This is a genomic window from Enterococcus sp. AZ062, from assembly GCF_051715065.1.
Classification (GTDB): domain Bacteria; phylum Bacillota; class Bacilli; order Lactobacillales; family Enterococcaceae; genus Enterococcus_B; species Enterococcus_B mundtii.
In genome coordinates this window covers 24,744-40,113 of the sequence record NZ_JBIOTB010000001.1, presented here as the reverse complement: position 1 = coordinate 40,113, position 15,370 = coordinate 24,744, and the positions used below count along the sequence as shown (strand labels likewise).

Below are 15,370 nucleotides of genomic sequence, written 5' to 3'. Positions count from 1 at the left end.
CAGTAAACCATAAAACATAATCTATCTCGCTCTTTAAAAAGAATAACTGATAAATATCTCAACAAGAAAACACTTTTTTCTGAAAAAATATTTTTATGGAAACATAACACTGGACAAAAATAAGTAATGGACAATAACCGTAAAAAATCAACAGTTCACTAAGTTCATCGAATGATTTCAATTATTCCTTTTCTTGGATAAAATAAAAAAATACAGCACAAGGCTGTATTTTTTGAATTTTATTTTAGAAATCATCCAAGAAAATCAATCTATCAGAACATAACACCTAAAGGTATCACTCACAACATTTTTCGTTATGGTGAGCACGTTGTTTAAAATGCTGGGATATTTGAGCCTTTTGAATTATTTTTGATGTAGTCAGCGACTTCTGGTGTAGTCATCGCTTCTTTCAACACCTTGATTTTCTCGCTATCTTTTTCTTCCTTTCGAGTAACCAATTGCAACGCATAATGTTTGCTTGCTGCTTCATCTTCAAGTAACAAGGCATCTTCTGTCGTCAAGTTTGCTGGTTCCAAATATGCTGGGTAACAAAAGACCATCGCAATATCACTTTCATCGTAAGCTTTTACTAGATTCAAAAGATCAATACTTTCAAAGGTAAGATTTTTAGGATTCTCTACAATATCTGCGACTGTACCATCAAAACCAACTCCATCTTTCAATTGAATGATCCCATTCTCATTCAAAATCGCTAACGCACGACCTTCATTTGTTGGATCGCTAGGGATACCGACTTTTGCGTTTTCTGGCAAATCATTGACATCATCATATTCTTTTGAATAAAATCCGCCAGCAAAATAATAGATTGGTTGGACAGCTACTAAATCAGCGTCTTTTTCTTGATTGAATCGTTCCATAAAGGGTTCGTGTTGCGCAAAGTTTGCATCTGCTTCCTTATGTTGGACGGCATCATTATAAGCAACATTATCACTGACTTCCATGATATTGATTGTGTAGCCTGATTTTTCTACTTCTTTTTTGGCAATTTCTAGAATATCTTTTGAGGATTCCAATTGAACCGCTACAGTGATTTCTTTTTTGCTTTCTGCGCTTTCATTGCTTCCACCACAGGCTGCTAAAACTAGAACTCCAACTAAAGCAAACGCAAATAAATAAAACTTTTTCATAACTTTTCTCCTACTTTCGTTTATCTAATGATTGTGCAACAAAATTTCCAAACATTTGTAAAATGAAGACCAAAGCGATCATGATCACAATAGCAACATACATGACACCATACTCATACCGTTGATAGCCGACACGGACAGCAAAATCACCGATCCCGCCCCCACCTACGACACCCATGACGGTAGAATAAGAGATCATACTAACTGTTGTCGTAGTATAAGCCAACACTAAGCCGCTTCGCGCTTCAACAAATAAGAAGTGCCAGATGTATTGAAATCTGGAAGCACCTAATGAATTCGATAAGGCATAGATTTCTTCAGGGACATCTAACAACACTTGCTCCACTAAACGAGCAAAAATCGCGACTGCTACAATACTAAGTGGTATAGATGAAGGAACAGGTCCAAAGGCCTTTCCTAAAATTGATCGCGTCACTGGGATCAACGCAATCACTAATAAAAGATAAGGAAACGAGCGAACGACTGTCACAATGAAGTTGAGCAACCAGTATAACCAAGGGTGTGTCCCTCTGACCTTGGGATTCGTCAAATATAGACCTAATCCTACTGGCAAACCTCCCAACACACAAACGAACATGGAAATCGCCATCATGATGCCCGTTTCTTTCAAACTATTGATTAGAGACGGCCAATATTCAATCAATGCTGTGGGCAAGTTCATCAGTCAAACTCCTTTTTATTTTTTCAAAATAAGTTAGTTCCTCTTCCTCGTACTGTTTTGGGTCATTCGTCAATTCACCGATCAGATGCCCATTTTCCATGACTAAGATCCGTTTACATAAGCGTTTGACCGTTTCCAGTTCATGACTAACAAAAAAAATAGTCGGTTGAAACTCGGCATGTGTTTTATGTAATAAACGAACCACACTTTCTGTATTTTCTTCGTCTAAAGAACTCGTTGCTTCATCACAAAGTAACAAATGCGGATCTCTACTTAACGCTCTTGCAATAGAAACCCGTTGTCTTTCTCCGCCAGAAAGTTTGACTGGATAGCTTTCTGCTTTATGACTCATGCCAACAAAATCGAGTAGATCATTGATTTTTTTAGGCTCTTTTTTCCTTTGTAACTTCAATGGTAATGCGACATTTTCATAAACACGTAAATTTTCAAGTAGGTTATGATGTTGAAAAATCATGCCTATTTTTTGTTGTTGCTGCCGGCGCTCTTTTTTTGATAATGACTGAACATCTACACCATTTAGTTTGATTGTGCCTTCAGTAGGCGTTTCCATCAAATTCAATAAACGTAACAAGGTCGATTTCCCAGAACCACTTTTCCCAACGATCCCGATCACTTCCCCTTGTTTTACAGTAAAACTAATCTTATGCAACGACTTGGTCTTTTCATACTGCTTCGACACATTTACTAGCTCGATCACATTTTTCCTCCAGTCTATACATGCAATTAAAAGAATAATACAAAGAAAAAAACTGTATTAATTTTATTGCTAATAAAAGATTTATCTGAATTTTTAAAAGAGTAAATAAAGTACAAAAACATCTATTTTTATAATCCATTAAAAGAAAGGAAAAAGCAACTTTTTTACTCACAGATAAATATACACTGTTTTTATTTCTGTACTAGTAGTTTTAGAAAAGATAGCTTGGTTATTCATTTTCGACCAGTCTATCTTGAGATTGAAATATATTTTTTTATGAGTGAACTCAATAATTTATCAAATCTAAAAACAAATTGATTTAGTATACTATTTTTTTTAATTTGAGAAAAAATAATAAATAGAGCGGAAGGAAAAAGATGTTATACTTTGGATAATGGATAGCTCAGTAATACAATATAGATTGGTTCGTTATCTTATATTGTATCAAAAATTAGATTATTGATAAACGAACGAAGGACTGCTATCCTGAATACAATTATTGTGGATGAAACAATCGGGACTAAAAATTGTTTGGGGAAGTAGTTTTTAGTACTTTTCGTCCATACGTGTCAATGGCGTGCTACTTTCAGCATCACTAAAAACGAGAGTAGAACAAATCGGTCTCCTCTCGAAAAAATAAGCAGCAACCCATCAAATTTGATCGGTTGCTGCTTATTTTGCTAGATTCAACGATCTTCAAGATCCAATCATAATTCCATTAATTTTAAGTACGGTCAAAAATTCCTCTACATAACTATCTTTTTCATCATCTGTAAATTCTTGATCTAAACGATACTTGTCTCGCACAAAGGCTTTTATGTTTTCTTTCGTCGATTCAGCCTTTAACAAATTAAATATATCAATTGCTACGTCATTGTCTAAAACAAAACGTTCATCCTCGACCATGATGTATAAGTCATTTCCCATTTTTTCATATGTGATGTGCTCATTGAGTTTCATGTCTTCCACTCTTTTCGTTATTCATTTGTACAGCTACGAACCATTTGATGCTTTAGGATTTCCTTGATCAAATTACACTCTGCTTCGTCTACACCTTGGGTATCATTGGTTGCATAATAATGATGTGCACGACATCCTCCACCGCATAAGTAACGGAATGAACAATCGTTACATTTTGTTAAATGATTGATGCTTTGAGAGCGAATAAAGGTAATATTCTCTTCGCCAAAAACCTCGCTAAGTTGCTTTTCTCTAATATTTCCCAGTTTGTAGTCAGCAGTTTCTAACAGTTTACAGGCAAATATATCACCAACAGGATTGATTGCAAATTCTCCAACGCCAAGTCCACAGAATTCTTTGATGGTGAAAGGTTTTAAAAATGGTGAACGATTTTTGTTCTTTTGTTTTAACTCGATTTCCGTTCTCTCACTCTCAGTTAAAGAAATTTCTGCCATTTTTGCACGTCCTAGTTCACTGAATCCGCCTAATTTATAATTGATGTTATTCTTCTTTAAAAATTCCACCGTTTCGTCAATATTATTAAAATTATTATTGGTAATGATTGTATTGACTGCAATATTTGGATAATTCAAGTCTAATAGATTTTGAATCCCTCTCATTGCTATGCGATAACAGCCTTTTCCTCTATTTTTATCATTTGCGACTTGGTCGATCGAATCTAAGCTGATGGTGATCGAAGCACATCTTTCAGCTAGAAACGCTGCATCTTTTGCATTCCGCACTAAAGTCCCATTCGTTATCAAACCAATAGTTAGACCAATTTTTTTGGCATAATCGATATATTTTAGCGCATCCTTACTTAACCCAACCTCACCGCCAGTAAAGATAATTTTCTTTACACCGCAATCCTTCAATTGATTGAGAACGTCGATCCATTCGACAAAGTTTAAACTATCCTCATATTCCTTTTCAGGACTGGCTTCTGCATAGCAGTAAACACACTTCAAATTGCATTGATGGGTCATAACCAAATAAGCTGTCTCTGGTATTCCATGCTCCGTTTTTTCTACTTCAATCGGGTCTTCTAAAAGGATTTGAAACAGATCCATCTTTTTCTGGGTTGCCATTGGTAGATGTTTGTAATCTTGCTTTTTTATTTTGTTTAATTCTTCTTGATCAACTAATATCCATGTACTACGTAGGACATTATGTACAATAAATTGTTCATTGAATCGATAGGCATGAAGATTCTCTTTGATTCGGATAAAATCACCTCATTTTTTAAACCACAAGTTCATTTTCGCAGGGTAAACCGAAGGGAGCGCCCACTTTCTGCACCAAAAATAAGTAGCAAAAATTTAAAACCCCTTTCAAAAATAAGCTGAAAGTCACAAAAATCGCATGAACAATTTCCGTAATCTTCAGCTTATTTCTTGAGGTAAGACATGTTGTCATCGTCTCATCTCTATTTACGATCCTTGACCAGCAATAATCCCACAGTCGCATGGAACTGCGTATGTACCTGTAATTCTTTTCAATTCAGGTTTTTTGAACATTACTATTCCTCCTTTACGTTTTCAAACCATATCAAAAAATCAGCATGAGCATACGAAACAACATAAATTCTGTTAAGTAACCACCTAATTTTTCTGTCTTTACACACTCATATATTTATGAAAAAAAGAGAAAAATAACCTTTCCATTTTTTCCTAACAAAAGTATAATATTCTTTATAATGATTTGTCAACCACGTACTTAAGGAGTGTAATGAAAAATGAATTTTCTCACAAAGAAAGGCTACATATATCTATTTATATCTATGTTATTAGTTTTAGTAACCGTACTAACCACCTTGATTGCTCCCTTTATTCTTAATAGTATCAATAGTTATCAGTCAACCACTATTTTTCCTATTATCTTCCTAATAATTGGTGCCATGTCACTCTCTTATCTTTTTCAGGTTTGTTTGATCATTTACCGAGAAAATTTTGCAAAAAAATTCAATTTGAACTCAATTTCCGATTTGTTAGCCAAAATATATACTTTGAAATTTGAAAAATATATCAATTTAGAATCTGGTAATCTAGTCACTCGAATTTTCAGAATTGTGGATACTTCCTATATGTTTATGACGACCAGCTTCTTTTTAGTACTGAAATCAGCCATCTCAATTCTTATCGTGTTAGGTATATTTTTAACGCTCGATTCAACTATTTTCCTGATTACGCTTCTTTTGATCCCTATAAACATCTTCTCTTATCTTTTTATCAATAAAACACTCAATCAAAGAATCAAAACGATGCAAGACGAAAATGCCAATGCTCAAAAAGATTTGATTTTACTCTTGGGTAATCCAGAACAATTTAAAATGTTAACTAGCTTTGATACTGTCAAACAACTAACTTCAAAAACACTCAAAAAAATGTACACAAGTTTGGCAGCAACAAATAAATTTGCTCAAATCACTAGTTATACTGTCTCATTCATCAACCAACTTTCTCAAAATATTATTTTTATAACGATCAGCTACTTGGTGTATAACCAACAGCTCCAGTTGAATAATATGATGGTAGTTAGTATATTAATGCCCGTTTTCTTCACTTCCCTTTCTGATTTATCCAAAATCAATGTCGATTATCGAACAGTCGTAGCAAACCAACAATTTGTTCAAGAAAACTTAGAACTTCATCAAGAAGATTTATCCGGCACACCAATTGATCCAATCACTAGCATCAAATTTACCGATCCGCAAATCACGATGGCATTAAATGCGAAAAGAATCCATTTGTCATTGACTGAAACACTGAATTTAGGAGATATTTGTTATATCGAAGGCCCTTCAGGTTCTGGAAAATCGACGCTGATAAAAGCCATCTTGAGCTTTTATGCAAGTAATGGTATCTATATCAACGACTTCCCTCTTGATCAGATGAATGGAAAGCAAGTCAGAGAACAAATCACTTATCTTTCTCAAACAACTTTGCTCTTTTCAAATACACTTGAATACAATATCACTCTTGGTCAACCGATTTCAGAAGAAAAAAAAGAAGCGCTGAGAAATTCAACACTTCTTGCTCCGATTTTTAAAAACAAAGACTGGGATTCTTTAATCATTGATAATGGCGCAAACCTGTCGGGGGGCGAAAAACAACGCGTGTTCATTGCCCGTATGATACTACAAGATAGTAGGATATGGATTCTAGATGAAAGTACGAGTAGTATCGACAAAGACTCTGCGGATGCCATCTTTGACACACTCATGAACGTAAGACAAAATAAAATCATTTTATTCACCTCTCATGACAAGGAAAATAAAAACTTTGCCAATAAGTTCATTCAAATCTCTTCTCGTGTAGAAACGATTGTATAAATCTAACCTCCATCCTCTTAAAAAAACAAGTAAGAATCCACAAAAATCCGATGAACGACTTTTGTGGATTCCTACTTTTATCTATGTTAAATATTTCTCTTTCGGACTAATAGTAAAATTTTTATTCTTTCTTTTCTAACACTACAGCCATTGTCGGCGAGTTCTCATCATAAGGACTTCCTTTTACATCCCCGTAAAACCCACTAACAACAAAACCAGCAGCTTCCATTTCTTTTTGCAGAGTTTCTTTTGTAAAATACGTCATCCATAGATAATAATTTTTGTTTTCATGATCGGTAAGGATCGTCGTTTGTTCTAAAGTTACATGTTCGTTGTATTTTGTATTATATTGTAATGCTACATGAGGTTCCTCTGTCCAAAATCCTCCGTCTGGACAAGTATCCCAAACTCGCTTTTCTTCAAATGATTGATAACTTGCCATCGAAAAAACATCCAATAAAACTTTCCCCGTCGGTTTTAGATGCTGATAAATCTTTCCTAATAATCTTTTTCTATCACTCGCTGATAACGCTCCAAAGTCACAATAGATCATTGTGATGCTATCGTATTGTTTATCTAAATCCATTGTCAGATAATCTGCATAATGGTACGTAATCGGTAACTGTTGGTCTTCCGCGGATTTTTTGGCATACGCTATCGAACGCTTAGAAAAATCAAGCCCCGTTACTTCATACCCTAATCGACTAAATTTTTCTGCATAGATTCCCGGACCACAGCCAATATCTAATAACGTTGGATAGGTTTTCGGCGGAATTACTGTATTGATCCAACGAACAGATTCATCAATAAACCTAGCTTTTCGACTTGCGCCTTCAAATTCAGGGTCAAGATGTGCTTGTAACATTTGTTTTGAGATGTGACGATCATCCCAAAATGCGCCTTTCGTTTGTTGATAAAGTGTTGGTTTGTTAAAAAGTGTTTCAATCATTGTTTTCCATCTCCTCATTTTTTTTATAAATTTGAACAAAAGAAAAAAGCCGTAGATTTTACTCTACGGCTTCCCTGCATAAGGCGAAGATGCGAGTAAAATAAAATCAAATACATAGGTACGCTAAATAAAGCTGTGTCTCAGCTAAATTTTTTACCTATTGAATTGATTTTATTTACTCGCTTCCAGTCATACCCATGTTACTGATTATATAACATCTGATATGCCGGATTCATCACCTTTTTCTGTTAAATTTATAGTTTCATTCTATAGGACATACCAGTAATTGTCAATTTTTTCTCTGGTAAATATAAAACGATTGTAAAAGAAGCATATCTATAAAATAATGGTACACCAAAGTAATTTTTTCTAAACGGGAGAAATATTCCTGGATGGCGCAGTCAACTATTTTAGTCGTTTTGAAAGGAGAGCGTTCATGTAATTGCTTTTATTTATACTCCCTGATTTTAGGCGGGATATACTGATCTACAAAAGGTTGAATTTCTGTCAGCGCATCCGCAAACAAAATTTTATCGAAGTCTTCTCTTGTTAAAAATCCTTGATCGACCATCGATTGATACTGTTGCTTCAATGGATCGAAAAAACCTTGGTGATTCATTAACACACATGGATTGACATGCTGGCCGATCCTTCCCCAAGAAATCACTTCAGTAATTTCTTCGATGGTTCCAGGACCGCCGGGCAGTGCAATATACACATCTGATAATTCAATCATTTTTTGTTTCCGTTCGTGCATCGACGACACGATCATCAAAGAGGTGACATCTTTTTTTGCTAGTTCTCGTTTTGCCAAAAAGTCAGGCATGATACCTGTCACTTTTCCTCCAGATCCTAGTACTGAATCAGCAATAATCCCCATCAAACCAGCATTTCCACCACCATAAACCAATTGATACTCATTCTTCCCGATCCACTCACCTAAGCTTCTCGTTACTCGTTAAAATTCTGGAGAATTCCCTTTACTTGCTCCGCAATAGACTGCAATGTTCATTCCCGAAACCCCTTCCAATTTTTTTTCAGCTTATGCTATTATATAATTGAAAGGTGGTTAACCTCAACATGAACATAAAAGAATACAATGACTGGGTGGTTGATTTTTATAAAAAAAGAAAGTGGTACGACTACGATCCATTTATCCGTATCGGCTTTTTAACTGAAGAAGTTGGCGAAGTTTCAAGAGCGGTTCGAAGTCTCGAAATCGGTCGGGATCGTCCGGATGAATCTATACAAACAATTGATTTTTACAAGGAAAATCTGATGGAGGAATTGGGTGATGTCTTAGATAATGTTCTGATTCTTGCTGATAAATATGACCTATCCTTCGAAGAAATCATTCATCACCACAAACAAAAACTAGAGAACCGGTTCAATATGTAGTCTTCTCACGATGCCATTTCCAATTTTTTTAGAAAAACCCTTTCCATCGTGCTATACTCTAAAGAAAAAGAATCTTGAGGTAAACACATGGCTATCTTTGAAAGTCTTAACTTAAATAAATTGTCTGCCGTTGAACAAGAGATTTATCGCTTTATCGTTAATAACCTTGAGAAAATACCTTATATGCGGGTACGAGATATTGCGACGGATGCGCATGTTTCTTCAACCTCTGTCTTTCGTTTTATCCAAAAAGTCGGCTTTGAGTCATTTCCGGAATTTCGTTTTTATATTAAAAACCATTTGGAAAAAGCCCATTATGAAACAGATGACAAGCAATTAATGTTAGAAGAACGAATCAATCAGTTGAACATGACGATTTTTCATCCCGATATTGAATATCAAATCAAAAAAATGGCAAAAACATTGCGTCAAGCTGATTTTATTCTATTTATGGGCATGGGAGCTTCGGGAGCATTAGCGCAATATGTGGCAAGAAAATTAGCGAATATCGGTTACTTTTGTATTAGCTTAGATGAACTGACTTACCCCATTCGTAGTTTTTTGCGTCCAGATCAAAAAAATGCGTTAGTCTTTTTGAGTGTTTCAGGTGAAACAAAAGAACTGATCGAAGTAATTTCAGGTTTAGCTCATGCGGATAGCGTGCATAAGTATTGTATTACCGCTCATAAAGAAAGTTCTTTGGCCCAATTGTGTGATTACTCAATTGACTATGCCATTAAAGAAGAACGGAAAGACATCTTTCTTGATTTGACTAGTCAGCTACCTTCCATGGCGATCCTTGAAACACTGATCGGTTATTTAGAGGATGAATGATTCACCACTCAATTTGGAACACTATGTTCCTACCACGAAATAATTTTCATTGTTCCAAATTTTTATCCTAAATAAGAATGCGCTTACTTTTCTTTCACACCTTTCGCTATAATGAATCCATCATATAGCGAAAGGTGTTATTCTTATGCAAAAATTCAATGATTTATTAGATCGAAGTCTTGTTCCTATTGCAACACGGTTAAACAACCAACGACATATTGCAGCCGTTCGAGATGCATTCATGCTTATTTTTCCATTGACGATTTCTTCTTCATTAGTCATCCTAGTCAATAATATTTTATTTTCAAAAGACAGTTTTATCGTGCAATTATTTCAACTTTCACGTATCTTTCCAAATTTAGAAAGTGCGCAACAAGTCCTTGCTTCTGTAGCAAACGGCACAATCAATATCATGAGTTTGTTTATTGCATTTTTAGTCGCTCAGCTTTTAGCAAAGCATTTCGAAGCTGATGCAACCTTAGTTGGGCTAACTAGTGTCGCTTGCTTTATGATCTTTTACCCTACTTCGTTTGCAGTCGATGAAATGAATGTCATCTCGACGCAATATTTGGGTGCTCAAGGTTTGTTCGTTGCGATGATTGTCGCTTGCTTGGTTGGCGAATTCTTACCGAAATTATTCAAAGTCAAGAAATTACAAATCAAGATGCCTGAACTCGTTCCACCAGCTGTTTCTCGCTCTTTTTCTGGGATGATCCCAATCATTATCGTTGTTTCTATGTCAGCTTTGATCAACTTCTTCGTCTTGATGATCGCGCCTGAAGGAATCAACGAGTTGATTTATGCCGGTATCCAAGCACCTTTACGTGACTTAGGTGGGAATGTGTTTGGTGTCCTACTCTTAGCTTTTATTCAGACACTGCTATTTTCTATTGGTATTCATGGTCCAAACACATTGAATGCTGTTCGTTCAGCGATTTTTACCGAGCAAGACTTAGCCAATCTCCAATTCATCAATGATGGTGGTTCGCTATGGGATGTCCCTTACAAGGAAACTTGGGGCATCTTGAATGATATGTTTGCAAACATGGGTGGAACGGGTATGACCTTAGGCTTGATCATTGCGATTTTTATTGCTTCACGACGACCTGAATATCGCGAAATTGCCAAACTATCTTTTGTACCAGGTATTTTCCAAATCAATGAACCGATGATTTTTGGACTACCGATCGTCTTAAATCCAATTATGATCATTCCTTTTGTTTTAACACCGATGGTCAATATTCTGGTCGGTTACTTCGTCACAGTCGTCTGGCCAATCATGCCATCACCAGCAATTGGTTTACCTTGGACCACCCCAGGGATCATCAATTTGTTTTTAGGAACTGGTGGGAATATCATGGGAATTGTAATAGGCGTACTTTGTTTAGCGATTTCCGTTTTGATTTACCTACCTTTTGTCATGGCTTCCAACCGCGCACAACGCACAGAGATATAACTTAAGAATCAATGAAACTTAGGAGGAATTTGTATGAATAGAGAGTTACCCAAAGATTTTTTATGGGGAGGCGCAATTGCTGCTCATCAAGCAGAAGGTGCTTGGAATATTGATGGACGAGGTCCAAGTATCGCTGACGTTATGACTGCTGGCGGAAATGGGATTCCGCGGAAGATCACTAAAGGAGTCGTCGAAGGGGAATATTACCCAAACCACGAAGCCATTGATTTTTACCATCGTTACAAAGAAGACATCCAATTATTTAAAGAACTAGGCTTAAAATGTCTACGCACATCCATTTCATGGAGTCGGATCTTTCCTACTGGTCAAGAAGAAACACCGAATGAACAGGGATTAAAATTTTACGATGATCTTTTTGACGAATGCTTAAAAAACGGGATCGAACCGGTAGTCACGTTGTCTCATTTTGAGATTCCTTATGCCATTTATGAAGATTTTGGTGGCTTTGCCAATAAAGCGGTCATTCCTTTATTTGTTAAATTTGCTCAGTGCGTATTTGACCGTTACAAAGACAAAGTAACTTACTGGATGACCTTCAATGAAATCAATAATCAGGCGGACGGACAAGAGCCCGTTCATGTTTGGACCAATTCAGCCATGATCATTGAAGATGACCAAGATAAAGAGGCCTTAGTATTCCAAGCAGGGGTCAACGAACTGATTGCCAGTGCTTGGGCTGTCAATGAAGGGAAAAAGATCAATCCCGATTTTCAGATTGGTTGTATGATGGCTTACGTTCCAATCTATCCCTACTCCTGTGCGCCAGAAGATATGATCGCTTCAGTCAAAGCAAATGAACGTCGTTTCTTCTACAGTGACGTCCATGTACGCGGAGAAATCCCTACCTACACAGAAAAGTATTGGGAACAAAAAGGGCTCACAATCGAGATCAGCGAGAAAGAACGACAAATTTTACGTCAAGGAACTGTTGACTATATCGGTTTTAGCTATTATATGTCGGGAACGATCACAACCCTTCCCGATGTTGAGGGCAGACAAACAGAAGATATTCCTTCAGCCAAACTAGTTAAAAATCCTTATATTACTGCTTCTGACTGGGGCTGGCCGATTGATCCTGTTGGGTTGCGTTATGTATTGAATACGGTGTACCAGCGTTATGATCTCCCACTGTTTATCGTTGAAAATGGTTTTGGTGCCTACGATCAGTTAACTGATTCAAATGAGATCCATGATGACTACCGGATCAATTATTTAAGAGAACACATCGAACAAATGAAAAAAGCAGTAGTTGAAGATGGCGTACCATTAATTGGTTATACACCTTGGGGAATCATCGATATCGTCAGCTTTGGCAGTGGTGAAATGGAAAAACGCTATGGCATGATCTATGTCGATAAAGATAATACCGGTAACGGAACCTTACAACGTTTGAAAAAAGATTCCTTTGCTTGGTACCAACAAGTGATTGAAACAAATGGTGAACAGCTTTAGTAACGAACAAAGAAAGAAAGGCGATCCGACTTCATTGTCGTGACCGCCTTTCTTTGTTATGTTTCATATTTTTCTTTCACAACTGCTAAGTAATGTTGCAGACCGATATTCATTACCCAGGCTACGCCTAGACCAATGAAACTACCGATGACGATACCAATAAAACGATACTCGATCAATGAGATCAAGTACGTGTTCCTGACCAGTGTCGAAAGCATCAATGCCATGGGGTTCAAGAAAATATTCGCCACTGCATAATTTCGAGCCACTAAAAACTGAGAAATACCATAAAGAAACGTAATTAAAAAAATCGTTTCAAGTTGGGAAAAAGGAATCAGTGATAAGACAGCCGATAAACACAACCCTAACATCGAACCAATCAAATATTGCACTTGCCGATGTTTCATCGCATCTAAATTCTCAGCCAATAAAATCGAGGCACAAGACAGTGTCAGCCAATAAGGATTTTTCATGTTCAAGCCATGGCTCACATAAACGGAAAGGAATAATGCAGCGCTGTAAAAAATAGAATCAATGATCACTAAAGGTTCTTGGTGAAAACGCTCCTTCAAGGATACCTTTATCACTTCCTGTTCCGGGCGTGAATCCATTTTTTTCGTTAGAAATGCAGCAATCAAAGCAAACACAACACCCATAAAGAAAAAAGAAGCTACTGTCGGCAAATGGGAAAATGGAACGGACATACTCGTTCCCATAGCCGCTAGCATCGCAAAGAATAAGCCCCCTGGTTTAGAAATATGGAACAAACGCAAAATAAATCGACTGAAAAAAGCAACTGCTCCAACAGCAAATGGTTCAAGCCAGATGACATACGTCGACAATAGCCCTAATGTAAAAGCCAGTAATAGACCGCAACCAATCAAAAATAGGCGCTTTAATAATTGCTTCATCGGAATGTTCTGGTAGTAAAAGAAGGTAAAGATACCTAGAGAAGAGAAACTTGAAATCAAAAAATTATGATTGATGTAACCGATCCATAAAACGAGAAAGATCATCACCATCAGATTCATGATACGAAATGGATTTTCTTGAATTTTGTTAAATGTAAAATAAGATTTAACCATAAAAAACCTCCTTATTTTGAAATGTATATAAAAATCGTTTTCGCCTTAAGGATGTCTTGTCTATTTATAAGAAGTATCAAAGAAATCAACTATTAGAAGTAAAAGGAGAGTTTTCCAGAGAAAAATTTAAACGAATTTACTTTATCTAGTATAACACCAATTTTCATCGCTTAAACAGCCAGAAATTCCCACCAATCATTAAATAACTAATTAAATATTATAATTAATTAATAATAACCACCATTATTTGTAATAATATAGATAGTTTTAGCTATCTAAAATTAAAAGCTTTTCATCTAGTCAAAGAATTTGTGAAATCTGCTTTATTTTTTTGTATTTTAAATTAATACTATGAAAGAAATCATTTTTAATAACAAAAAAAAATTAAAATTTATTGTTACATAAAGTTTTTTTGATTTTAACATCAGACATATACGTTGGAGAACACAGAAAGGACAAAAAGTAAGGAAAATGAAGAAAATTATTTTAATTATCAGTAGCTTGTTTGCATGTGTCGGTTTATTTTCTTTTATTCATTTTTTGAATTCTCCTGTTCGAGATGTTACCTCCAAAGCTGAAATGATCCAAACAGACGAAATTAAAATGGAATATGTTCCTACAAAAAATCAATTATTGAAAAGCATTGGTGACTCGGTCGATTTTTTAGGCATCTACGAAGTAACAGAAATCAATTTTAATGATACACCCCATATCGTACTAACAAAAGAAGATGAAAATGAACTATCGTTTGAAATCAGAGTGACTGATCCAAAAGAGCAATCGTTCTCGATTCCAGCAATAAAATTCTCTCCACAAAACATTCATGTTTCTGATACATTTGGCATTGCGAAAAAAAATGATCGCTACTTTGCCTACAAAAACAATGTATCCATTGAAGGAGAACCTTACAACACACGCTGATATACCCTGCAGGGGTAAATATAAATTTACATTTAGACTATAAAAAAGCAAACTGAAACGAAGAAATTCCTCTTCCTTTCAGTTTGCTTTTTTTTTGAGTTCCAACGAATATCTGTCCATCCTTTAGTATCGTTTGATCTATGTTATTTAAAATAACAATAACAAATAAAAGTAATTGTTATCTAAAGTTTTGATTTAATAACGAGTTATCCACAGTGGATAACTCGTTAGCTCTTTCTATTTGTCCACAAAATCCGTCATCTTTAACTTGGTGACCGATCGAGCTCAGGTTTGTTTACTTCTTTGTATCGCCTATCCTTTAAGGGTAACGATGGCAGTAAGTAAAACTGACAACAGGAGAACGAGCAAATTACACCTCGATTGCTCTACATAAATAAGTACGGTAATAAAACTT

At 35.8% G+C, this 15,370-nt stretch carries 13 protein-coding genes and 1 pseudogene; 6 read left to right on the top strand and 8 right to left on the bottom strand.

What is annotated here, in order from left to right:
* Positions 1 to 332: 332 nt before the first annotated feature.
* The 5 genes from IGJ00_RS00175 to IGJ00_RS00155 form a co-directional block, all read right to left on the bottom strand.
* A complete protein-coding gene (locus IGJ00_RS00175; RefSeq protein WP_438843995.1) occupies positions 333 to 1,148 on the bottom strand; it encodes a MetQ/NlpA family ABC transporter substrate-binding protein in 816 nt (271 codons plus the stop codon).
* Between the two features lie 10 nt (positions 1,149 to 1,158).
* Entirely contained in the window at positions 1,159 to 1,830 is a 672-nt protein-coding gene (locus tag IGJ00_RS00170) for a methionine ABC transporter permease (protein ID WP_062805922.1), read from the bottom strand.
* Positions 1,805 to 2,548 carry an ATP-binding cassette domain-containing protein gene (locus IGJ00_RS00165; RefSeq protein ID WP_438843994.1) on the bottom strand — a complete coding sequence of 248 codons (744 nt, stop codon included), beginning with the start codon at positions 2,546 to 2,548 and terminating at the stop codon, positions 1,805 to 1,807. Before IGJ00_RS00165 ends, IGJ00_RS00170 begins: the two co-directional genes overlap by 26 nt.
* Before the next feature lie 696 nt (positions 2,549 to 3,244).
* On the bottom strand, positions 3,245 to 3,508 hold the full coding sequence (locus IGJ00_RS00160; RefSeq protein ID WP_019722664.1) for a hypothetical protein: 264 nt from the start codon (positions 3,506 to 3,508) through the stop codon (positions 3,245 to 3,247).
* Between the two features lie 17 nt (positions 3,509 to 3,525).
* Positions 3,526 to 4,596 (bottom strand): radical SAM/SPASM domain-containing protein, encoded by a 1,071-nt coding sequence (locus IGJ00_RS00155; RefSeq protein WP_195274460.1) that lies wholly within the window; start codon positions 4,594 to 4,596, stop codon positions 3,526 to 3,528.
* Positions 4,597 to 5,243: 647 nt separating this feature from the next.
* On the opposite strand from IGJ00_RS00155, the gene IGJ00_RS00150 reads away from it, so the two are divergent.
* Positions 5,244 to 6,839: an ATP-binding cassette domain-containing protein gene (locus IGJ00_RS00150; protein WP_438843993.1), complete on the top strand. Its 1,596-nt coding sequence runs from the start codon at positions 5,244 to 5,246 to the stop codon at positions 6,837 to 6,839.
* Positions 6,840 to 6,960: 121 nt separating this feature from the next.
* On the opposite strand, the gene IGJ00_RS00145 is transcribed toward IGJ00_RS00150, so the two are convergent.
* Positions 6,961 to 7,788, bottom strand: a complete 828-nt coding sequence (locus IGJ00_RS00145) for a class I SAM-dependent methyltransferase (RefSeq protein WP_438843992.1) — start codon at positions 7,786 to 7,788, stop codon at positions 6,961 to 6,963.
* Between the two features lie 448 nt (positions 7,789 to 8,236).
* Positions 8,237 to 8,800, bottom strand: a pseudogene (locus IGJ00_RS00140) (TIGR00730 family Rossman fold protein).
* 68 nt (positions 8,801 to 8,868) lie between these two features.
* Between IGJ00_RS00140 and IGJ00_RS00135 the strand changes: the two are divergent.
* The 4 genes from IGJ00_RS00135 (at position 8,869) to IGJ00_RS00120 (ending at position 12,949) form a co-directional block, all read left to right on the top strand.
* A complete protein-coding gene (locus tag IGJ00_RS00135; protein WP_104775953.1) occupies positions 8,869 to 9,186 on the top strand; it encodes a MazG nucleotide pyrophosphohydrolase domain-containing protein in 318 nt (105 codons plus the stop codon).
* Positions 9,187 to 9,273: 87 nt separating this feature from the next.
* Positions 9,274 to 10,020 (top strand): MurR/RpiR family transcriptional regulator, encoded by a 747-nt coding sequence (locus tag IGJ00_RS00130; RefSeq protein WP_438843991.1) that lies wholly within the window; start codon positions 9,274 to 9,276, stop codon positions 10,018 to 10,020.
* 145 nt (positions 10,021 to 10,165) lie between these two features.
* Positions 10,166 to 11,476 carry a PTS sugar transporter subunit IIC gene (locus tag IGJ00_RS00125; protein WP_019722676.1) on the top strand — a complete coding sequence of 437 codons (1,311 nt, stop codon included), beginning with the start codon at positions 10,166 to 10,168 and terminating at the stop codon, positions 11,474 to 11,476.
* Between the two features lie 33 nt (positions 11,477 to 11,509).
* Positions 11,510 to 12,949: a 6-phospho-beta-glucosidase gene (locus IGJ00_RS00120; RefSeq protein ID WP_071867643.1), complete on the top strand. Its 1,440-nt coding sequence runs from the start codon at positions 11,510 to 11,512 to the stop codon at positions 12,947 to 12,949.
* A gap of 56 nt (positions 12,950 to 13,005) precedes the next feature.
* On the opposite strand, the gene IGJ00_RS00115 is transcribed toward IGJ00_RS00120, so the two are convergent.
* Positions 13,006 to 14,034: an FUSC family protein gene (locus tag IGJ00_RS00115; protein WP_071867644.1), complete on the bottom strand. Its 1,029-nt coding sequence runs from the start codon at positions 14,032 to 14,034 to the stop codon at positions 13,006 to 13,008.
* A 471-nt stretch (positions 14,035 to 14,505) separates the two neighbouring features.
* Here IGJ00_RS00115 and IGJ00_RS00110 point away from each other — a divergent pair, with 471 nt between their 5' ends.
* Positions 14,506 to 14,955: a hypothetical protein gene (locus IGJ00_RS00110; protein ID WP_019722679.1), complete on the top strand. Its 450-nt coding sequence runs from the start codon at positions 14,506 to 14,508 to the stop codon at positions 14,953 to 14,955.
* The last annotated feature ends 415 nt before the right edge of the window (positions 14,956 to 15,370 follow it).